The organism is Aequorivita todarodis (genome assembly GCF_028561335.1).
GTDB classification, from domain to species: domain Bacteria; phylum Bacteroidota; class Bacteroidia; order Flavobacteriales; family Flavobacteriaceae; genus Aequorivita; species Aequorivita todarodis.
The window spans coordinates 116,245-139,286 of sequence record NZ_JAQQTG010000015.1 but is presented as its reverse complement, the minus strand read 5'-3'; the positions used below and the strand labels follow the sequence as shown (position 1 = coordinate 139,286).

General features: G+C 42.7%; 16 protein-coding genes. 13 read left to right on the top strand and 3 right to left on the bottom strand.

Annotated elements, in window-relative coordinates; genetic code table 11:
• Positions 1-26: 26 nt before the first annotated feature.
• Positions 27-2,945 (bottom strand): GEVED domain-containing protein, encoded by a 2,919-nt coding sequence (locus tag POV26_RS05735; protein WP_272855513.1) that lies wholly within the window; start codon positions 2,943-2,945, stop codon positions 27-29.
• 214 nt (positions 2,946-3,159) lie between these two features.
• Between POV26_RS05735 and purL the strand changes: the two genes are divergently transcribed.
• Entirely contained in the window at positions 3,160-6,876 is a 3,717-nt protein-coding gene (gene purL / locus POV26_RS05730; RefSeq protein WP_272855512.1) for a phosphoribosylformylglycinamidine synthase, read from the top strand.
• Positions 6,877-7,034: 158 nt separating this feature from the next.
• Here the strand turns inward: purL and POV26_RS05725 are convergent, their stop codons facing one another.
• Positions 7,035-7,523 carry a DUF4199 family protein gene (locus tag POV26_RS05725; protein WP_272855511.1) on the bottom strand — a complete coding sequence of 163 codons (489 nt, stop codon included), beginning with the start codon at positions 7,521-7,523 and terminating at the stop codon, positions 7,035-7,037.
• A gap of 376 nt (positions 7,524-7,899) precedes the next feature.
• On the opposite strand from POV26_RS05725, the gene POV26_RS05720 reads away from it, so the two are divergent.
• From POV26_RS05720 to POV26_RS05685, 8 genes are all read left to right on the top strand, one after another.
• Positions 7,900-9,681: an AMP-dependent synthetase/ligase gene (locus POV26_RS05720; RefSeq protein ID WP_272855510.1), complete on the top strand. Its 1,782-nt coding sequence runs from the start codon at positions 7,900-7,902 to the stop codon at positions 9,679-9,681.
• Positions 9,682-9,687: 6 nt separating this feature from the next.
• Positions 9,688-10,014 carry a DMT family transporter gene (locus POV26_RS05715; protein WP_272855509.1) on the top strand — a complete coding sequence of 109 codons (327 nt, stop codon included), beginning with the start codon at positions 9,688-9,690 and terminating at the stop codon, positions 10,012-10,014.
• A 78-nt stretch (positions 10,015-10,092) separates the two neighbouring features.
• Positions 10,093-10,614, top strand: coding sequence for a DUF488 domain-containing protein (locus POV26_RS05710; protein ID WP_272855508.1), 522 nt, complete (start codon positions 10,093-10,095; stop codon positions 10,612-10,614).
• A 252-nt stretch (positions 10,615-10,866) separates the two neighbouring features.
• Positions 10,867-11,307, top strand: coding sequence for a MarR family winged helix-turn-helix transcriptional regulator (locus POV26_RS05705; RefSeq protein ID WP_272855578.1), 441 nt, complete (start codon positions 10,867-10,869; stop codon positions 11,305-11,307).
• Positions 11,308-11,463: 156 nt separating this feature from the next.
• Positions 11,464-13,872 (top strand): 3-hydroxyacyl-CoA dehydrogenase/enoyl-CoA hydratase family protein, encoded by a 2,409-nt coding sequence (locus tag POV26_RS05700; protein ID WP_272855507.1) that lies wholly within the window; start codon positions 11,464-11,466, stop codon positions 13,870-13,872.
• Between the two features lie 112 nt (positions 13,873-13,984).
• Positions 13,985-15,175, top strand: coding sequence for an acetyl-CoA C-acyltransferase (locus POV26_RS05695; RefSeq protein WP_272855506.1), 1,191 nt, complete (start codon positions 13,985-13,987; stop codon positions 15,173-15,175).
• Between the two features lie 304 nt (positions 15,176-15,479).
• On the top strand, positions 15,480-17,291 hold the full coding sequence (locus POV26_RS05690; RefSeq protein ID WP_272855505.1) for an acyl-CoA dehydrogenase family protein: 1,812 nt from the start codon (positions 15,480-15,482) through the stop codon (positions 17,289-17,291).
• A 153-nt stretch (positions 17,292-17,444) separates the two neighbouring features.
• The gene (locus POV26_RS05685; protein WP_272855504.1) at positions 17,445-18,311 is read left to right on the top strand and encodes a TolB-like translocation protein; all 867 of its coding nucleotides are present in this window, start codon (positions 17,445-17,447) and stop codon (positions 18,309-18,311) included.
• On the opposite strand, the gene POV26_RS05680 is transcribed toward POV26_RS05685, so the two are convergent.
• Entirely contained in the window at positions 18,308-19,042 is a 735-nt protein-coding gene (locus tag POV26_RS05680; protein WP_272855503.1) for a helix-turn-helix domain-containing protein, read from the bottom strand. The two genes, POV26_RS05685 and POV26_RS05680, sit on opposite strands and share 4 nt — an antisense overlap.
• A 453-nt stretch (positions 19,043-19,495) precedes the next feature.
• Between POV26_RS05680 and POV26_RS05675 the strand changes: the two genes are divergently transcribed.
• The 4 genes from POV26_RS05675 to POV26_RS05660 all read left to right on the top strand — a co-directional run bounded on the left by POV26_RS05675 (position 19,496) and on the right by POV26_RS05660 (position 23,023).
• Complete coding sequence (locus POV26_RS05675) at positions 19,496-20,143, top strand: M23 family metallopeptidase (protein WP_272855502.1); 648 nt, start codon at positions 19,496-19,498, stop codon at positions 20,141-20,143.
• A gap of 3 nt (positions 20,144-20,146) precedes the next feature.
• Positions 20,147-21,142 carry an amidohydrolase family protein gene (locus POV26_RS05670; protein ID WP_272855501.1) on the top strand — a complete coding sequence of 332 codons (996 nt, stop codon included), beginning with the start codon at positions 20,147-20,149 and terminating at the stop codon, positions 21,140-21,142.
• A gap of 133 nt (positions 21,143-21,275) precedes the next feature.
• Entirely contained in the window at positions 21,276-22,607 is a 1,332-nt protein-coding gene (locus POV26_RS05665) for a M28 family metallopeptidase (protein WP_272855500.1), read from the top strand.
• A 59-nt stretch (positions 22,608-22,666) separates the two neighbouring features.
• Positions 22,667-23,023, top strand: a complete 357-nt coding sequence (locus tag POV26_RS05660) for a four helix bundle protein (protein ID WP_272855499.1) — start codon at positions 22,667-22,669, stop codon at positions 23,021-23,023.
• The last annotated feature ends 19 nt before the right edge of the window (positions 23,024-23,042 follow it).

Here is a 23,042-nt window from a genome sequence, read left to right as displayed (position 1 = left end):
TAGTTTAAATATTTCAGCTGAAGAATTTATTCAACAATAATCCTTCCTGTTTTGAAGGATTTGGTGTCCTTTCCTCCAACTTTTACAATATAAACACCGCTCGCGGCTTCACTCATATCGAGTCTGGCTTTATAGGAATCGCCCGACTTGTTGATCATTTTCACTTTAAGTTGCTGGCCTAACATATTGTAAATTGCCAAATAAGCGGCGCCGTCATAAGCAGTTGTGAGTGAAACTTCATATTGTTTGTTTCCTTCAGTCGTGATTATCAAATTACCATTTCTAACAGAAAAATCATCTACGCCAAGGGTACCAATATTTGCTGTGTAGTCTTCTGTTTCGCCATATGTGGTTTCTTCACAGGCATCATTTGGCACGGGGCTGTTCCAGTTGGTTTTTGCGCGCATACGGTGTGGGCCTAATGCAGCACCTGCTGGCACCACTAAATCCATGGTTTCAGTATAGGTTCCACTCCCTTGGCCCGGAGCAATTTGATAATTGTTTACAACAACTTCATTTGCAGTAAAATTAGAATCGTCGTTGTAATCGATCCATACTTTAATGTATTGGCTTCCATAGTTTGTAGTAACGGTCAAATCATTCGTACTATCTGGAGCTAAATTTGCTACAAGATTTGTGAAATCGGCGTATCCCTCACAACTGGATGGATTATTGATCTCTGCTATTGAAAACAATCGAAGCCCGTCACCTAATTCACAATTACTTGTAGGTTGGCAAAGTATATTTTCAATTACCGCGGTTACTGCATCATTGGAGGCATTGCCATCTCCTCCCAAAGAGGTTGAAACGGTAACATTATATGTTCCCAAGGCAGAAAAGTCTGCAGTTTGGGTAAAACTATAGGTCATTTCCTGCTCGGAAGCTATTGGTCCAGTGAATGTTTCAACCACAGGTGTTCCGCCATCAATTACATACTGAACATTAAAATTTGATTGTGAAGCAGCACCGAAGTTTTTAATTGTAGCCGTAATGGTTTCGTTGCCGAGACCGGAGCCAGAAATAGGCGCCGTAATTTCTGTTGCGCCCACGTCGTTCGCTAAAAGATTTGTAATATCTTTTGTAAAAGGATCGTTTGCAGGAAATTCATCTCCAGCTAAATTTGTTCTAATTTCAATGGAATAGGTTTGTCCAGAATTAGATAAATCAACCGTTTGCGCAAATGTATAAGTCGCTGTTGAGTTAGCTGCAACAGTACCTGCAAAAGTTTCAGAAGCCACTAAGTTTCCGTCCACACGAAGCTCCAAGGGAATATTGCTCTGAGGGTCGGTTCCAAAGTTCCGGATGCTTACCTCTACGGTTTCTGCATTCGTCAAAAGGCCGTTTACGGGCTGAATCAAGGCGTTGACCCCAACATCTTTTGCAAAACCTCCTGAAAGTGTGAAAGCTGCGATCTGTGTTCGCCAATTGTTATCAGAAGAAAAATATTCCGCAGTATGCCAAAAAGTGAAGTTGTCAGGATCCATGGTAAGATGTGAATAATCTCCAAATCTATTTGTAAATGTCTGCACCCCTGCACCGGGAATTATTTCAGTTTCGGCAACTGTCATTTGGCCCAAAGGATCTCCATCAAACCTTCCTGTATAACGAATGGATGCTTTAAGCGATCCACTGGCAATATTAAAAGCCAACCCTATATTCCCTGCGGCATCTATTCCGGCACTTCCCATAAAACGGCTGTGCCCGTCAGCGGGTGCATAGGTTCCTTCCTGAAATATGGACCACGGATTGGAGGCATCGTTTCGCAATTCAATCCAACGGATCCCTGAGGTATCGTTATTGTCAATATCTGTATTAAAAGTGATGAGCCAACTATTGTGGCCCGCAAAACTGCGGTAGTTTGCGGCGTAGGAAATTACCCCGCCAATCATATCAATTTTTTGATTGACCCCCGGTTGTGCAACATCGCCTGTTCCAAATGGAGCAAAAACGGAATTGAAGGGATCTGTAGGGATTTCCAAAGGTGCGGAAATTGTTGAGTTTCCTGTATTGTTCCAGTCCAAGTCTATTTCCCATACTTTTAAATGATCAAAGCTCACGCCCGACCATCCGTCGTCCTGAAGATAGGTAACATAACCGGGCGCATTTGCCGGAAAATTTGTTCCCAAAAGATTTGCAGGTTCAGGGCTCAAAACGGTATTTGTATTTTGGGTACTTCCGGGAAGCGGAAATCCAACTATTTTTGGATTAGCACCACCAGCAAGCATTACGTCTCTTTCCACTGCATAAACTTTATTGGTGGTACCAATATTTGCAGTTAAATAATACGCATCGTGCCAAACGCTGTAATGCGGATAATCTGGAAAACTTCCGAAGGTATATTGATATACATTATAAGCTCCTGTTGGATCACCGGTTTCAGAAACGCCAATCGCCAATGAATTGTTCAAGGAGCCAAATTCACTAACAAACCAGCGGTCTGCAAGTTGGTCATACATAACTATCGGGTCTCCGGAATTTGAACCGATTCCCAAGAAGGTTCCCAAAGACACCGGGCCTACTAATAAAGCTCCTGTTTTACTGAAAATTTTCACAATGGAATTTACAGAATGTACGTAATGATTTGGTCCTGCAGCACCTGTAGGATCAGGTGGTACAAAGCCAGATTCAGAGGAAGAAGCCCCGATAAAATTCTGTTCAATGGCGCGAGTTTGGATTTCACCAAACTCCTTTTGGACGTTTTGTTCAATGCCATTTGGCAATGCGTTTGCATTTACCTGAGGATTGTACCGTGATCTGTTGGCGACCACCTTGACTTCCTTAATACTCTGATCGTGATTCTCTTCCTGAATGGCGTAATCACGTAAAGGAATGGTTTTTCCTATAAAAGTTCCGATGATAACCTCATCTGGTGGGAAAGTTTGCTGGGCATAGACCCCAACCCCGAATAAGAGAAAACTTGCAAATAGTAGTTTTTTGAATTTCATGGTTTGTTTTTTTAAGTTTTTGAACCAGACCAAGATACTCGATAAAATTTAATTTTTATTAATCCAAACCCACAAGTTTAAAACAAAGAAAAGAAACATAAATCCATATTTTCAGATGCTTTAAATTTCTTCAAATTTGGTTACCTTTGCACCTTTGTTCACCGAAGCTTTGGCGAAGGTGAGCCTTTGAAAATGAACAAATACATTTAAACAAATGATTCACTTTTTTGGGAACGTTGAAAACACCGTTTTTGCAGTCCAGGCCCACGGAACTATTTCAGAAGAAAACACTAAAAAGTTGGAGTGGCTTTTCGGCAACCAACCTAAAATAAAGCAATCCGTCCTGCACCCAAACGCGACGGATTTTTTTATTGGCCCCCGTGCCGCGATGATTACTCCGTGGAGTACCAATGCCGTGGAAATAACCCAAAATATGGGCATTGATGGCATCATCCGCATCGAGGAATTTCACAATAGTAAAGTTGAAAAGGAAATTTTTGACCCAATGCTTTCGCAAAAATATAAGCAGTTGGACCAAGATATTTTCGACATCCACATTAAGCCGGAAGGGATTCTGAAGATTGACAATATTTCGGAATACAACCAAAAAGAAGGGCTCGCACTGAATGCCGAAGAGGTTGAATATCTTGAAAATCTTTCCAAAAAACTAGGACGAAAACTTACCGACAGCGAAGTTTTCGGCTTTAGCCAAGTGAACAGCGAGCATTGCCGCCACAAAATCTTCAACGGAACTTTTGAAATAGACGGCAAGGAAATGCCTACTTCCCTATTCAAATTAATTAAAAAAACCTCTGCCGAAAACCCAAACGATATTGTTTCGGCATACAAGGATAACGTTGCTTTCGTAAAAGGCCCAAATGTGAAACAATGGGCCCCAAAAAGTGGCGACAAGCCCGATTGGTATGAAGAAAAGGATTTTGAAAGTGTAATTTCGCTTAAAGCGGAAACCCACAACTTCCCAACAACCGTGGAGCCCTTTAACGGCGCGGCAACCGGAAGCGGTGGGGAAATCCGCGACCGCTTGGCTGGCGGTAAAGGTTCGTTGCCATTGGCGGGAACTGCGGTTTATATGACTTCATATTCTCGCTTAAACGAAGAGCGTCCCTGGGAAAAAAGTATGAAAGAGCGCGATTGGCTCTACCAAACGCCCCTCGATATTTTGATAAAAGCCAGTAATGGCGCTTCCGATTTTGGAAATAAATTCGGACAACCCTTGATTGCAGGTTCTGTGCTAACGTTTGAACACGAAGAGGATGCCCCCTCCGGCTCCCCCGAAGGGGGAGAGCATGACGCTCGCAAGTTAGGATATGATAAAGTGATTATGCTGGCTGGCGGAATCGGTTACGGAAAAGCAAGCCAGGCCATTAAGGGCAAACCGGAGGAAGGCGATAAAATTGTAGTTTTAGGCGGTGACAATTACCGTATCGGGATGGGCGGTGCCGCGGTTTCTTCGGCAGATACGGGGGAATTCCACAGCGGAATTGAATTGAACGCAATCCAACGAAGCAATCCCGAAATGCAGAAACGTGCAGCAAACGCCATCCGCGCAATGGTTGAAAGTGATGAAAACCCAATCGTTTCCATTCACGATCACGGCGCTGGCGGGCATTTAAATTGCTTGAGCGAATTGGTAGAGGATACTGGCGGACGTATTGAATTGGACAAACTCCCCATTGGCGACCCTACCCTTTCCGCGAAGGAAATTATGGGCAACGAAAGCCAGGAACGCATGGGCTTGATTATTGGCGAAGAGAATATCCAAAAACTTCAAAAAGTAGCAGACAGAGAGCGCTCACCCATGTATGAAGTAGGCCACGTTACCGGCGACAGACGTTTCTGTTTTGAAAATGAAAAAGGTGAAAAGCCAATGGATTTCGCTTTGGAAGATATGTTCGGCAGTTCGCCAAAAACTATAATGAAAGACAAAACCGTAAACAGAAATTATAAAAATGCTGCTTACGAAGTTTCCCGTATAAAAGAATATTTGGAGCAAGTGCTCCAATTGGAAGCCGTGGCCTGTAAGGACTGGCTTACCAACAAAGTGGACCGTTGTGTTACGGGCCGTGTTGCCAAACAGCAAACCGCAGGGCCGTTACAACTTCCATTAAACAACTGCGGCGTCATGGCGCTGGATTTCCACGGAAAGGAAGGTGTTGCTACGAGTATCGGACATTCGCCATTAACGGCTTTAATTGACCCTGCTGCCGGTTCGCGCAATGCCATTACAGAATCGCTTACCAACATTGTTTGGGCGCCGTTAAAGGACGGATTGAAAAGTGTGTCCCTTTCCGCAAACTGGATGTGGCCCTGCAATAACGAAGGCGAAGATGCCAGACTTTATGCCGCCGTAAAAGCCGTTTCAGACTTTGCGATTGATTTGGGAATCAACGTTCCCACTGGAAAGGATTCGCTTTCCATGAAGCAGAAATACAAGGATGGCGAAGTAATTTCTCCCGGAACCGTGATTATTTCAGCAGCGGGAAATTGCAACGACATTCAAAAGGTTGTGGAACCAGTTCTGCAGAGAAACGGAGGTTCTATTTATTACATAGACATTTCGCAGGACGATTTTAAACTGGGCGGTTCCTCATTCGGGCAGATTTTGAATGCCATAGGAAATGACGCGCCAACAGTGAAAAGTGCGGAATATGTAAAAACCGTTTTCAATACGCTGCAGGAATTGATTCGCGAGGAAAAAATCCTTGCCGGGCACGATGTGGCTTCGGGTGGATTGATTACCACTTTGCTTGAAATGTGTTTTGCCGATGTGGATTTGGGAGCGGATTTGGATCTTTCAAATTTGGGTGAAAACGATTTGGTGAAAGTATTATTTGCGGAAAACTGTTGTGTTGTGATTCAAGCTTCGGAAGATACTTCGGTTGAAAAAATGCTTTCTGACAATAAAATCGATTTCCAAAAGATTGGAACTGTTTCAGAAAGTGCTTCCCTTTCAATAAAAAATAATAATAAAGAACTAGAATTTTCTATTTCTGAAATGCGCGATGCTTGGTACAATACTTCGTATTTATTGGACAAAAACCAAAGTGGCGAAAGACAGGCAAAAGCGCGTTTTGATAATTATAAGAACCAACCGCTGAAGTTTGTGTTTCCAAAAAATTTCAATGGTAAACTCCCCTCCTTCGGAGGGGTCGGGGGAGGCCGACCCAAAGCCGCAGTTATCCGCGAAAAAGGAAGTAACAGTGAGCGCGAAATGGCTTATATGATGCACCTCGCAGGTTTTGATGTAAAGGATGTGCATATGACCGACCTGATTGAAGGCCGGGAGGATTTGGAAGACATAAAACTATTGGTGGCCGTTGGCGGTTTCAGCAATAGCGACGTTTTGGGTAGCGCAAAAGGTTGGGCGGGCTCGTTTTTGTACAACGAAAAAGCGAACACGGCCCTAAAGAATTTCTTTGCAAAGGATGATACCCTTTCACTGGGCGTTTGTAACGGTTGCCAGCTTTTTGTGGAACTCGGCCTTTTAAATCCCGAAGATGATGAAAAGCCGAAAATGCTCCATAACGATACCGGCAAGTTTGAATGTGTGTTTACTTCAGTGAAAATTCAGGAGAACAATTCCGTGATGCTATCTTCAATGGCGGGAAGCACTTTGGGAATCTGGTCTGCACATGGGGAAGGGAAATTCAGTTTTCCAAAGGCGGAAAGCCATTATAATATTGTAGCAAAATACGGCTACGATGCCCTACCAGCCAATCCCAACGGCAGCGATTTCAACACGGCGATGATGACTGATAAAACAGGAAGACACTTAGTGATGATGCCGCATTTGGAGCGCTCCACCTTTCCGTGGAACTGGGCGTATTACCCAAAGGATAGAAAAAATGATGAGGTTTCGCCTTGGGTGCAGGCGCTTGTAAATGCCCGGGAGTGGATTGAGAAGAAGTAATATTTTCGTTTAGTTTTTTTAAGGAAATTTTTAAGGGTCACGGGTGGGACTTCCAGCTAGGGCCCGCGTTGCAAACGCGCGCCAGCTTGGGGATTGGTCTTTAAGAAATTATGGGGTTGTGCGACGGTTACCGGGGTTTATGACAGTGGTTTTAAATTTTATTTAATATGGAATATATGGAATCGCTTCAGTACAATGGTACTCAATATAGAATATAAGGTTCCGAAAACCATACACACAAAAATGTAGATAAAGCCCCTAATGGCTGGGTTTAATTCTGTTACAGCTATTGAATCTATAATGTCTTCCTTAGATAATTCGGAGCTATTTGAGGCAAGCTCCTGTTTATAATACTCGACTACTTGGGAAGAAAGGTCTGGAACAATATAATTGTTAAGGATGATAATATAGATTGTATATAATGCCCCACTCAAGAGTCCGGCCAAAAGGCCAATTTTCACTGTTTGACGCAATGAAAAAGAGGAAGGGTCAAGTTTTCTATATCGGGACACGGCAAAAAATACAGAAAACGCAAATATGGTCCAATATACATAGTTTAGTGTTTGTTCGTTTCGAACAATCATACCTGTTTTATATCGTATGATGCCAATGCAGACCACCACTATGCCTAAGGTTGTGCCTAGCACCGTTCCAATTTTAATTGGGAGATTTTTGTTTTGTAACATGGAATTATTATTTCCCGATAAGTCGAGATTCAGGCTTAATTTGTTACAAGGTGTATAAAGGTATCTATTTGATGCCCTTCAAGTATCAAAAAATCAAGCTTTGGCGTAGCGGTATGGGACCTTTGCCACTAACATCTCGGCTATGAGCAGTTGCGGGGCAGGCGCTTGTGAATGCCCGGGAGTGGCTTCAACAGAAAAAATAGTCTTTTGTATTTTTTCTAAAAAATTTTCATTTAAAAACAGTATATTTAAGGAATGGCTCCATGGGTCATTCCTTTTTCTTTTCTGGGAAAAACTGAAATAATTTTGCTATTTTCACTTTCTTAATAATACTATCATGACAGATCCAAAAAGACTCTTCGATTTCCCATACTATCAACTTGAAAAATACCCTCAGGAAAAAGCGCTCGTTACCAAATACAACGGTAGGTGGGTCGCCACTTCCACCCAGGAATATATAGACAAGGCAAATGCCATAAGCAGGGCCTTGATACAGATGGGCGTAAAACCCAACGATAAAGTGGCCCTCATATCCACGACCAACCGATCTGAATGGAACATTTGCGACATAGGCATTATGCAGACCGGCGCACAGGACGTGCCCATTTACCCAACCATTTCGGAGGAAGAATACGAATACGTTTTAAACCACAGCGAATCCATCTATTGCTTTGTTTCAGACAAAGAGGTTTATGACAAAGTGATGGCCATTAAAGCGAACGTTCCCTCCCTGAAAGAGGTTTTCACTTTTGATGAAATAGAAGGGGCCAAAAACTGGAGCGAAGTTCTGGAAAAAGGAAAGGACGAAAGCAATCAAAACGAACTGGACAAAAGAAAAGAAGCCACAAATGAAGATGATGTGGCCACCTTAATATACACCTCTGGAACCACAGGAAAACCAAAAGGCGTGATGCTCTCGCATAAAAACATTGCCAGCAACGCGAAATACAGCGCGGAAAGATTACCCATTGAACTCGGCAAATCGTCAGCGCTGAGCTTCCTGCCCGTATGTCACGTTTACGAACGGATGTTGCATTATATGTACCAATATTGCGGAGTGGAACTCTATTTTGCAGAATCTCTTGAGACGATCAGCGATAACCTCAAGGAAGTAAAACCCGAAGTGATGACCGCAGTGCCGCGGGTACTCGAAAAAGTTTACGATAAAATATATGCCAAGGGTGGAGAACTTTCCGGTATAAAGAAGAAGCTGTTCTTTTGGGCCATAGACTTAGGGCTAAAATACGAACCCTATGGCGAAAACGGCTGGTGGTATGAAATGCAGTTGAAACTTGCCAATAAGCTAATTTTCAGCAAATGGCGCGAGGCCCTGGGCAACAACCTAAAAGCCATTGCCTCCGGTAGCGCCCCGCTACAGCCCCGTTTGGCACGCGTTTTTAACGCTGCACAAATCCCGGTGATGGAAGGATATGGGCTCACGGAAACCTCACCAGTAGTTTCGGTGAACGATATGCGCAACCACGGATTTAAGATTGGAACCGTGGGAAAACCGTTGCGCGAAACCGAGGTGAAAATTGCTGAAGATGGCGAAATTTTGGTAAAAGGCCCACAAGTAATGGTTGGCTATTACAAAAACCAAGAACAGACAGACGAAGTTATAAAAGACGGCTATTTCCATACTGGCGATATTGGTGAGATTGATAGCGAAGGTTTTTTAAAGATCACCGACCGCAAAAAAGAAATGTTCAAGACCAGCGGCGGTAAATATATAGCTCCACAAGTAATTGAAAACGTGATGAAACAATCCCGTTTTATAGAACAGATAATGGTTATTGGCGAAGGCGAAAAAATGCCAGCGGCCCTTATCCAACCTGATTTTGAGTTTATTAAGGAATGGGGAGAACTTAAAAACCACAACCTACCTTCCGACCCAAAGGAATTGGTGAAGAACCAAGAAGTAATTGCCCGCATACAAGAGGAAGTAGATCATTACAATGAGAAATTCGGACATTGGGAAAAGGTGAAAAAGTTTGAATTAACCCCAGATGTTTGGAGTATTGAAGGAGGACAACTTACGCCTACTATGAAGATGAAACGGAAAGTGATTAAGGAACAGTATAAGGATTTGTATGATCGGATTTATGGGCATACCTCCTAAAAAATCATGAACTGGCTCCTCCTCATTATCGGCGGCCTCTTTGAGGTTGGTTTCGCAGCTTGCCTTGGTAAAGTAAAGGAAACTTCTGGTTTGGAATCAAAACTGTGGTTCTTCGGATTTCTGGTATGCTTGGCAATAAGTATGTTTCTCTTAATAAAAGCTTCAAAAACGCTTCCAATCGGTACCGCCTATGCGGTTTGGACTGGCATTGGGGCTGTGGGAACGGTATTGATAGGAATTTTCTATTTTAACGAACCCGCCACCTTTTGGCGTGTCCTTTTTCTTTCAACCCTGATAATTTCAATAGTGGGCTTAAAATTTGTAACCAATTAAAGTTGCGTTAAACCACCCATAATCCTTCATAGAGCCTTCCCGATTTCTTACCTTTAAGGATAATTTTTTCATTTGAAAATGAAGACCATTTGGACTATCGGTCATTCAACCAGAACATTTGACGAATTTTTAAAATTGCTGAATTCCTTCAATATAAAAATGCTCGCCGATGTACGCCATTATCCCGGTTCCCGAAAATTTCCGCAGTACAATAAGGACAATTTGGAAACAACACTGCCCGAAAACGGAATCGAATATACCCATCTCGTAGATTTGGGCGGCCGCAGAAAACCAGAGCCAAATTCAAAAAACGATGCGTGGCGGCTCGATTCCTTTAAAGGGTATGCAGATTATATGGAAACTGAACAGTTTCAGCATTCCTTAAAAATTCTAAAAGAAAACGCCTCAAAAAAACGGACTGCCATAATGTGTGCGGAAGCTGTTTGGTGGAGTTGCCACCGCTCGCTTATAGCGGATATTCTAAAAGTGGATGGTTGGACCGTAATGCACATTATGGCCGAAAATAAAGCGACGGAACATCCCTATACTGCTCCCGCAAAAATAGTGGACGGGGAGTTGGATTATTCTAAAGAGATTTAAGACGGTAAGACATAGGACGTAAGACGGTAAGACGTAAGACGGTAAGACGTAGGACGTAAGACCTTAAACTACTGTTCGTGCCGTAATTTAATAATTGGAAGGACGTGATTTCTATAAGGCCTACTTCTTACATCAACCAGTCCTACGTCATTAAATCCTAAGTCCAAAAAACTCCATAATATACTATGCGTGCATAATAAAATTTCGTATCTTTGGGATTCCACTTTTTCAAAATCTTCAATGCAAGAGAAAATTAAAGAGAAGACCATAGACTACATATTGCGCTCCACTTGGATGAGCGTCATAAAAATGTACAACGAAGAAGCCGGCAAAAAGGGAAGTACGATGGCAACCGGTTTTGCTTTAATAAGCATTGATCCCGAAGATGGAACGCCCTCAACCGCGCTCGGGCCGAAAATGGGGATGGAAGCCACAAGCCTTTCCCGCACCTTGAAAGCTATGGAAGAAAAAGGTTTGATAGAAAGAAGACCCAACCCAGAGGACGGTCGCGGAGTGTTGATCCATTTAACGCCTTTCGGAAAGGAAATGCGCGATTTTTCAAAAGGAGTGGTTCTGGGCTTTGACGAAGCGGTGAAAAAAAATGTTCCCGCAGAAGAATTACAAATCTTTCGAAAAGTGGCAAACACAATTAACGAGTTGATAAATTCAAAGAAAATATATAATTCAGAGTAGAGAGTAGAGAAAATAACACTTCAGAATTAGGAATTAGGAATTAGGAATTAGGAATTAGGAATTAGGAATTAGGAATTAGGAATTAGGAATTAGGAAAAATAGTTATTTCGAACTGACAAATAACTAATAACTATTAACCAATAACTTTAAAAAAATATGTCAAAAAGAAGAATTAACAAAGTAGCGGTAATCGGTTCCGGAATTATGGGAAGCGGCATAGCCTGCCATTTTGCCAACATTGGCGTGGAAGTGCTTTTGCTGGACATAGTACCGCGCGAGCTTACGGACGATGAAAAGAAAAAAGGCCTCACTCTTGAAGACAAGGCAGTCCGCAACCGAATTGTGAACAACGATTTGCAGAAAGCCATAAAAAGCAATCCCGCCCCACTCTATCACAAGGATTTTGCAAAGCGCATCTCCACGGGAAATTTGGAAGATGATATTTCAAAAGTAAAAACTGCCGATTGGATAATCGAAGTGGTAGTGGAGCGTCTCGACATTAAAAAACAGGTCTTTGAAAACCTGGCCAAGCACAGAAAGGAAGGCACACTCATAACCACAAACACTTCCGGAATCCCAATCCATTTGATGAGCGAAGGCCATAGCGAGGATTTTCAGAAACACTTCTGTGGTACGCACTTCTTCAATCCACCGCGCTATCTTAAACTTTTTGAAATCATTCCCGGGCCAAAAACCGCGCCCGAGGTAATCGACTTTTTAAGGGAATACGGCGAAAAATTCCTCGGAAAAACTTCCGTAGTCGCAAAAGACACGCCCGCATTTATAGGAAACAGAATCGGAATCTTCGGCATCCAAAGCCTTTTCCACCAAGTAAAGGAAATGGGCCTGACCGTTGAGGAAGTAGATAAACTTACCGGCCCGGTAATCGGCCGTCCAAAATCCGCAACCTTTAGAACCGTTGACGTTGTTGGTCTGGACACCTTGGTGCACGTGGCCAACGGAATCTATGAAAACGTGCCCGAGGACGAAGAGCACGAAACCTTCAAGCTGCCCAAGTTTATCAACACCATGATGGAAAACAAATGGTTGGGAAGCAAGAGCGGCCAGGGTTTTTATAAAAAAGTAAAAGACGATGACGGCAACAGCGAAATCCTCGCTTTGGATTTGGATTCCATGGAATACCGCAAGAGCAAAAAAGCGTCTTTCGGTACTTTGGAAAAAACCAAATCGGTTGATGTGGTAGCAGACCGTTTCCCAATTCTTATTGAAGGCGATGACAAAGCAGGCGAATTTTATCGAAAAAATTTCGGGGCGATGTTCGCGTACGTTTCCAAAAGAATACCCGAAATAACCGACGAACTTTATAAGATTGATGACGCGATGAAGGCCGGTTTCGGTTGGGAAAATGGTCCGTTTGAAATTTGGGATGCCGTTGGCGTGAAAAAAGGAATTGAATTAATAAAGAATCTGGGAAAAGAACCGGCTCCATGGGTAAATGAAATGCTCAAAAACGGCGTGGAAAGCTTCTACGAAGTACGCGAGGGCAACACCTATTATTACAGCATTCCTGACAAGACCCATAAAAAAATACCCGGACAGGATGCCTTTATCATTTTGGACAACATCCGAAAGACCAAGGAAGTTTGGAGCAACAAAGATGTGGTTGTCGAAGATTTGGGCGACGGAATTTTGAACGTGGAATTCCGAAGCAAGATGAACAGCATCGGTGGCGACGTACTTGCCGGCGTAAACAAAGCAATTGATTTGGCAGAAGCCAGTTTTGACGGCTTGGTGATTGCCAATAACGGCAAAAACTTCTCGGTAGGCGCGAACGTGGGGATGATCTTTATGATGGCCGTAGAGCAGGAATATGATGAGCTGAATGCCGCCGTAAAATATTTTCAGGACACCAGTATGCGACTTCGCTACTCTTCCATCCCAGTAATCGTTGCCCCACACGGGATGACCTTGGGCGGCGGGTGTGAGTTCGCACTTCACGCAGATCGCGTGGTGGCGGCGGCCGAAAGTTATATTGGCTTGGTGGAATTCGGCGTGGGGGTAATTCCCGGCGGCGGTGGTTCCAAGGAAATGGCGATGCGCGCCAGTGATACTTTTATGAAGGATGATGTGGAGCTGAACAGGCTTCAGGAATATTTCCTGACCATCGGAATGGCCAAAGTTTCCACTTCGGCCTACGAAGCCTTCGATACCGGAATCCTGCAGAAAGGAAAGGATATTGTAATCGTAAACCAAGATCGCCAGATTGCCGCAGCCAAAGCCGTTGCCCGTTTTATGGCCGATCAGGGTTATACCAAACCAATAAGGCGCACCGATGTAAAAGTACTCGGAAAACAAGCCTTGGGAATGTTCCTGGTGGGAACCGACCAAATGGTAGCCGGAAACTACATCAGCGAACACGATAAAAAAATAGCCAACAAACTCGCTTATGTAATGGCGGGAGGCGATTTAAGCGATGCTAGCTTCGTAAGCGAGCAATATTTGCTTGACCTTGAAAGAGAAGCATTCCTAAGTTTGACCGGAGAACGTAAGACTTTGGAAAGACTTCAGCATATTATTCAGAAGGGGAAACCTTTGAGAAATTAAAAGCCCCACCCTGCCTCCCCAAAGGGGAGGAGTAAGAATAGAAAAAATGTTTAATTAAAAAACTACCCCGTTTCAATTTCTCCCCCTTTGGGGGAGTTAGAGGGGGCCGATTATGAGAACAGCATATATAGTAAAAGCATACCGAACCGCAGTGGGCAAAGCCCCCAGAGGAGTATTCCGTTTTAAAAGACCGGATGAACTGGCCGCGGAAACCATTAAATATATAATGAACGAACTGCCGCAACTCGACAAAAAACGAATTGACGATGTAATTGTGGGCAACGCCATGCCCGAAGCTGAACAGGGCCTGAACATGGGGCGCTTCATCTCGTTGATGGGTCTGGATATTGTGGAAATTCCAGGGATGACCGTCAACCGTTATTGTGCTTCGGGATTGGAGACCATTTCCATTGCAACCGCCAAGATCCAAAATGGAATGGCAGATTGTATCATCGCAGGAGGTGCGGAAAGTATGAGCTTTATTCCTATGGGCGGGTTCAAACCCGTTCCCGATTATAAATTGGCAAAGCAAGGCCACGAGGACTATTATTGGAATATGGGCCTAACTGCGGAAGCAGTTGCCAAAAAATACAACGTTTCCCGTGAGGACCAGGATGAATTTGCCTACACAAGCCAGATGCGCGCGCTAAAGGCCCAGGAAGAAAATCGCTTCCAAGATCAAATTGTACCCATAGAAATTGAGGAAACTTTTGTAAATGATTCAGGGAAAAAGGAAACAAGAAAATATACGGTAACCAAGGATGAAGGTCCAAGAAAGGGAACCAATCTTGAAGCTCTTTCCAAACTTCGACCCGTTTTCGCCCAAGGCGGAAGCGTTACCGCAGGAAACTCATCGCAAATGAGCGATGGCGCTGCCTTTGCCGTTATTATGAGCGAGGAAATGGTAAAGGAACTAAACCTGGAACCTATTGCCAGATTGGTAAGCTTTGCCGCTGTTGGGGTGGAGCCGAGCATTATGGGAATTGGTCCGGTTTACGCAATCCCGAAGGCTTTAAAACAAGCAGGAATGAAGCAGGACCAAATGGAACTTATAGAATTGAATGAAGCTTTTGCCTCACAGTCGTTAGCGGTAATCCGCGAACTCGGATTGGATAAGGAAAGAGTAAACGTAAACGGCGGTGCCATCGCTTTGGGCCACCCACTGGGCTGTACCGGTGCTAAACTCTCCGTCCAACTTTTTGACGAAATGCGCAAACGAAACCTCCAAGGCAAGTATGGAATGGTAACGATGTGCGTGGGGACCGGGCAAGGGGCTGCTGGGGTTTATGAGTTTCTTAAATAGAGACTTAAGACGGTAGGACATAAGACGTAAGACTAAATTTTTAAAACCTAAATAATATGGTAGCAAGACATAATTTTAGATAACTTACAATTTGGAATGAAAGAATTGAATTGGCAAAAGAAACCTTTGAACATTTAGAAAGAAAGGTTCAATCCATTCAAGGAATAATTACAAGATTTATGGAAAACCCAGAAAAGAATATTTCTTAAAAATATAATTAAAAAAAATACAAAAAACAGTAATAGTGATGGCAACTTAAGTCTTACGTCTTATGTCTTACCGTCCTACGTCAAATTAAAAAAATATGAGCGCAACTGAAACAAAAAATAACGAATTACTTCGAGGAGGACAATTTCTCGTAAAGGAAACCAAAGCCGAAGACGTCTTCACACCCGAAGATTTTTCCGAAGAACAAAAAATGATGCGCGATTCCGTGAAGGAATTTGTAGATCGCGAAATCTGGCCCAAAAAAGAACGGTTTGAGCATAAAGATTATGAACTTACCGAGGAAATCATGAAAAAAGCCGGGGAACTCGGTTTGCTCGGTGTAGCCGTACCCGAAGAATACGGTGGACTCGGTATGAGCTTTACCACGACCATGTTGGTCTGTGACTATATTTCAGGTGCTACGGGCTCCATTGCCACGGCTTTTGGCGCCCACACAGGTATTGGAACATTGCCTATCACCCTTTACGGCACCGAGGAGCAAAAGAAAAAATACGTCCCAAAACTCGCCACAGGCGAATGGTTTGGCGCTTATGCCCTGACGGAACCCGGCGCGGGAAGTGATGCCAACAGCGGTAAAACCAAAGCGGTGCTTTCCGATGATGGAAAATATTACAAAATCAGCGGCCAAAAAATGTGGATTTCCAATTCAGGTTTCTGCCATACCATGATTGTATTTGCCAGAATTGAGGATGACAAGTACATCACCGGGTTTATTGTTGAAAATGATCCTGAGAACGGAATTTCAATGGGCGAGGAAGAAAATAAACTCGGAATCCACTCCTCCTCTACCCGCCAGGTTTTCTTCAGTGATACCAAAGTTCCGGTTGAAAATATGCTCGGCGAGCGCGGCGAAGGGTTCAAGATTGCGATGAACGCCCTGAACGTGGGTCGTATAAAACTCGCCGCCGCCAGTCTGGACGCGCAACGCCGGGTAATTGCCAACGCCGTGAAATATGCGAATGAACGGGTTCAGTTTGGCGTGCCCATCTCTTCCTTCGGGGCAATAAAACTGAAACTTGCCGAGATGGCAACCAGCGCATACGTAGGCGAAAGCGCCAGCTACCGTGCCGGAAAAAATATTGAGGACCGAATCGCGCTTCGCGTAAAAGCTGGCAATAGCCACCAAGAAGCCGAATTGAAAGGGGTCGAGGAATACGCCATTGAGTGCTCCATTTTGAAAGTAGCCGTTTCCGAAGATATTCAAAATTGTAGCGATGAAGGCATACAGATTTACGGTGGAATGGGTTACAGTGCAGATACTCCTATGGAATCTGCCTGGCGCGATGCTCGTATTGCCCGTATTTACGAAGGAACAAACGAAATAAACAGAATGTTGGCCGTGGGAATGCTCGTCAAAAAAGCGATGAAGGGCCACGTAGATTTGTTGAATCCGGCGCAGGCAGTGGCAGAGGAATTGATGGGAATCCCTTCCTTTGAAACTCCGGACTTTTCGGAATTGCTTTCAGAGGAGAAGGCGATGATCGCCAAACTGAAAAAAGTATTCTTAATGGTTGCCGGAAGCGCCGTTCAAAAATACGGAACCGAATTGGAGGAACACCAACAAACACTAATGGCGGCCGCCGATATATTGATTGAAATCTATATGGCCGAAAGCGCAATATTGAGAACGGAAAAAAACGCAAAACGTTTCGGCGAGGATTCGCAAAAGGAACAAATTGCAATGTCGCAATTGTACCTTTATCACGCCGTTGACATAATTACCGTAAAAGCCAAGGAATCCATTCTTTCCTTTGCCGAAGGTGATGAGCAACGCGCGATGCTGATGGGGCTTAAGCGTTTCACCAAATATCAAAACATGCCGAACATAGGTGAGTTGAGACGAACGATTGCCCATAAGGTAATTGCTGAAAATACATATCCTTTCTAAAAGTGTATTGACTATACCGGACCCCAAAGGTTTTTGAAACCTTTGGGGTCTTTTTTTAGGGATTTCTCAAATAAATGCTAAAGTTAGTTTTGAATCCGTGGTTTTCTTTTTTATGGCGCAGACTTTGCTATTTTTGAAGAAAAATGATTTGTAATGAAAAAGCTCCTTTTCCTTTTTATCCTCGCCACTTCCCCTTTCACATTTGCACAAGAAAACACCGAAGTATATGTTTTTGATATTGCGCCCGCATACGAAGGGTTGCAAGTGCTAAACGCCCGAAATATTTCAAATAACGAAGGTTACGACAATCAGCCTTCCTTCATTTCAAATGAAAAACTTGTTTTTGCCGGAAATAATAATGGGCAGACAGATATTTCAGAATATGATTTGACTTCAAAGCTTCAAAAGTGGGTCAATCAAAAAACCGAGGGCGGCGAATATTCGCCACAAAAATTTCCTTCAAATGAAGACGTGGCTGCCGTGAGATTGGACAAAGATGGCTTGCAGCGGTTGTATCGTTACAGTCCGGCTACGGGCAAGTCTTCAGAAATTATAAAAGATTTGCAAGTTGCATATTTTGCCTTTTACAACGACAAAAAAATGCTCGCCACGGTTTTGGATGGCGATAAAATGGATTTGGTGCTAATCGATGTGGCTTCAAAAACTGCCGATACTCTGTTTTACAATGCCGGCCGTTCGCTTCAAAAAGTTCCAAAAACAAATACGATGAGCTATACCCTGGTTAACGATGAAGGAAATTTGGACCTTTATCTTTTGGATATGGATTCGCTGGAAAATTTTTTCGTGACCCAGTTGCCCATTGGAATTCAGGATTATGTTTGGATAAACGACACGCAGATTTTGGTGGGTAGCGGTAGCAGTCTGTTTATGTACGACACCCTCGGCGAGCCCGAATGGAACAAAGTGGCTTCCTTAAGCGATTATGGTATAAAAAACATTAGCCGTATGGCCATTAGCCCCGATGGTAGGAAATTGGCGCTCGTTGCTGAGGAAAACTAACTATTTTTTCGGGAGTGTTTTCTGAATTTTCCCGGAGTCATTCCGCAGAATTTTACAAATGCCTTGTTGAACGTTACGTTGTTGTTAAAGCCCGAATCAAAGGCGATGGCCAGAATTTTTAGGTTGTCGAATTCAGGGTTTTGCAACATTTGTTTTGCGTATTCCACCCTTTTTTCATTTATGAAATTGGAAAACGAGGTATTGAATTCCTCCGAAAAAACCTGGGAGACGTAGTGTGGCCGCTCGCCTATCATTTCGCAAAAACTTTTTAGATCGATTGCGCTGTTCAAAAAGAATTTTTCCCCAGACTCCAATTGCCCTATTTTCTGGGCGATCCGTTTTCGTTCCTTCTCGTTTAGATTGCTGCTGAAATATTTTTGATGGATTTGCTGCAAAATATTCGGATATGCATAAAGTATAAATCCCGAAATCAGAATTATGGTGGAAGCGATGAAAAAGTAAATTACAAACTGCCGATAGCTATCTGCAAAAGATGTGAGGTAACTCTGCAAAATTGCCGAAACAAAGTAAATAGCCACAATTATAGTGAGATAAATTCCCTGTTTCTTCATTTTATATATCCTTTCTTTCACAATAAAATAAACCATCACAAAACCATAAATACTTACGTGCGTGGTGCGCAGATAGTTGAGCGGCATCATCTTCTCCATAAAATTAGCCTGGGAATACGCCAGTCTTTCTGCCCCTGAAAACCTAAATAATGGGACCATAAAAATTAGAATAAAGAGTAAAAAAGGAATCATATGTGCCAAATCCCAAACTTGGAATTTCCTTTCTGGGCTTTTTACATATTTAAAATGAATCCAAAGAGATGGGCCAAATAATAAGCAGATTGGGTAAATAATCAAAAAATATTGAGGGTATTGTTCCAGTAAAGGGCTGGTGGTGTATAGAAAATCCAACTGTTCCAGCGTGAAAAAAAGTATAAACAAGGCCAAGGAAATATTGGCCACACTCCGTTTATAAAAGAACAGCCCTCCGGAAATAAAAATTCCCAGAAAGCAATATAAAAATATTAAAACCCGGAGTATTTCCACCCTTCAAAAATATGGAACGTTGGAGCTAAATTGCTTAAATATAATTATTATTTACTGAAAAAAGGTTTATTTAAAGCTGCTACAAATTATGGCTAACTACATTTAAACCAAACAAATATTCCAATTATGAAAATAGTTGCCCTGCTTATTCCAATACTGTTTTTAATTTCAGAATGTTCAGAAAATCAAGACTCCCAAGATCCTGCTTCGGAAAACCAGAACACTAACCACACAAATACAGGTTCAGAAAAAGTTGGTTGTCCGAACGCGGATTATCCCGATTGGGAAACCTCGGCCTACGTTCTGCCCTATCCCGTGGGTAAAACATTTAGGACGGGTTTAAGCCAATGTAGCGGTTCCTACCACAGCGAAGGCCAACCAGATCAATTTGCAACGGATTTCAATATGGTTATTAGCTCCATAATAACAGCTTCGCGTGCGGGGACGGTGGTCCAGGTTGAGGAAAGCGGCCTGGATTATGAATTTCCAAATAATTTGGTGGTCATAAAACACGACGACGGCTCCTTTGCCCAATATATGCACCTAACATTAAACGGGGCTTTGGTAGAGATAGGAGATATAGTCTCGCAAGCTGATACCATCGGAAAGAGCGGTGCTACAGGCCTGGCCGGCTATCCACATCTGCATTTTGTGGTTACGCGTCCCGGCAGTTGGCAGTACCCTTACGAATCCATTCCACATAATTTTAACAATACCAGTCCAAATCCGCACGGCCTTAAAAAAAATACAAGTTATGAAGCCAACCCCTATTAATCGATGAAAAGAATCCATATCTTCAATTATTTGTGGATGATAATTGTATTGCTTTCCTGTTCTGCCGTAATCCCAAACGCAGGAAAAAAGAAGCGCATAAAAATATGGTACGATGGCCACGTTCATATTATGAGCCCAAAACTCATTGTGGATTGGAAGGCGCTTGGCATTCCTTTTTCCAAAGAAGACTACCATTATTCAAATATTGATAGCATTTTAAAGAGAAATGGAGCAACCACCATTGCACTTATTGGAATGGGCTACGTTTATGGAAGTCCAGAGTTTTATAAGGGAAAAGACAACTATGAAGCACTCCAGCGGGAGAATGATTATCTTTTTAACGCTTCAAAAAAATACCCAAAAAGAATAATACCCTATTTTGCCATTGACCCACTAAAGGAATACGCTTTGGAAGAAATGGAGCGATGTTTGGCAAAAAACACGCAAAGCGGCCTAAAATTACATTTTAATGCTTCCCAAGTATATCTTACCGAGCCGGCGCATTTAGAAAAAGTAATCCCAGTGTTTAAATTGGCCGCCCAAAGCAAGCTGCCCATACTCTTACATTTTGACAATTCGCACCCTAAATTTGGTGAAACAGATGTTGAAATACTTGTAGATTCCATTTTAAGAGATTTACCGCCCGTCAAACTTACCATCGCGCATTTCGGGACTTCGGGCGGCTTCAACCAAAAAACCAAGAATGTTTTGGATACTTTTATATCGCTTTTTTCCAAAAGTGAAATTTTAAGAAAACATTCCATTTTGTTTGACATTTCCGGCGTGGCACTTGACAAAAACAGTGAAGGCGTAAAAAAACTAACCGATACGGAATTTGCAGACTTGAAACGATATATCGATAAATTGGGCAAGGACAGAATAGTTTTCGGCACGGATTATCCGCTTTACACCGCTGACGAATATGTGGAGATTTTAAAAACCAAAGTCGGACTTTCAGAATCAGATATCCAACTTTTCACAACAAATCGATTTAGATAAAACTTCAGCATTGTTTTAATATATACTTAAATCGCTAAATCTTTCAGCAGAAATTTTATCACTAAAAAGGTTTTTATCGAGCTTGTAGGTCTTTGCTTTTCTTTTTGGTATTTTTAAACAAAAATTTCCTTAGATGAAAAGTCTTTTTCTAATTGTCAGTCTAACTATTTCGTTTTCCATATTTTCCCAAACCAATCAGAAAATTTATGAAATCATCAACTCGGTTTCTGCGGAACGGATTGGGGCAGACATCACCACGCTTGCCAACTTCGGCACACGCAACACATTTAGCGATACCGTAAGCAATACCCGTGGAATCGGGGCTGCCCGAAGATGGATTAAAAGGGAATTCGAGACCATTTCAAAAGATTGTAACGATTGCCTAAATGTTTTCTACCAAAAGGATTTCGTAAAAGCTGAAGGCAATGACCGCATTCCGAAGGATACTTGGATTGTAAACGTGGCCGCTGTTCAAAAAGGCACAAAATATCCCAACCGCTACATCATTATGAGTGGCGATATCGACTCCCGAAATAGCGACGGCAGCGATTTCACCAAAGATGCACCCGGTGCCAACGACAATGCCAGCGGAATGGCCGGAACCATTGAAGCGGCACGGGTTCTCTCAAAATATAAATTTGAAAGCAGTATTATCTATTTAGGTTTAAGCGGCGAGGAACAGGGACTTTTCGGCGGTAAAGGTTTTGCAGACTATGCCAAAGCACAAGGCTGGGAAATCATTGGCGTTTTCAATAACGATATGATTGGCAACATAAAAGGCGTGGACGGCGTAATAAGCAATCGCGATTTTAGGATTTTCAGCGAGCCCGTTCCTCCCACAGAAACAGAACGCGAGCGACAAATGCGACGCTTTTATGGTGGCGAGGTTGACGGCATTTCGCGCCAACTTGCCCGTTATGTTCTTAAGACTACGCAGACATATATGCCAGAAATGAACCCAATGATGATTTATAGATTGGACCGTTTTGGTCGCGGCGGCCACCATCGTCCCTTTAACGATTTGGGCTGGGCCGGAATCAGGATTATGGAAGCACACGAAAATTACAATCAGCAGCACCAAGACATCCGCACTGAAAACGGAATAGAATACGGCGACAAACTGAAATTTGTAAACTTCGATTACGCCGCCAAGCTCACAGCGGTGAACGCCATAAATCTGGCCAGTCTTGCGTGGGCGCCCCCTGCGCCAACAAACGTTGCCATTGGCGGCATTGTAGAGCCTTCCGCAAAGCTGAAATGGGACAAAGTTGATGGCGCAGTGGGTTATAAAATTTATTGGCGCGATACCACAAGTCCAACTTGGGACCACAGCCGATACGTAGGCGATGTTTCAGAATTTACCTTGGAAGGTATTGTGATTGACAACTATTTTTTCGGAGTAGCTTCCGTTGGAAAAGATGGTTTTGAAAGCGTTGTTGTGTTTCCAAATTCAGTATTTAGATAGAAATCTCAAAAAACAAATCTCAAATCACAAACCGTAAAAAGGATTGAAAAAGTTTATTTATGGAAAAACCTTATGATTTGGAAGTTAGAACCTTTTTGTTTGCAAAATCAGCTCGGAATTTAATCTATTCGCTTCAAAAAAGTATAGCAAACATTGAGGATGGCAAGCAGTTAATCCGGTCTTCAGGGTCAGTTGCTGCCAATTATATAGAATCCAATGAACATATAAGTGATAAAGATTTTGATTTTAGAATAAAAATATGCCGGAAGGAAGCAAAAGAATCGCTTCTTTGGTTAAAATTGTTACAAAATGAATTTAATAACCAACATTCTATTAAGTTGGTCGAATTAATAAATGAAGCGGATGAGTTAAAAAAGATTTTTTCCGCAATTGTAGAAAAAAGGAAATCAAGATAAAAACAAGGCTATCGTGATT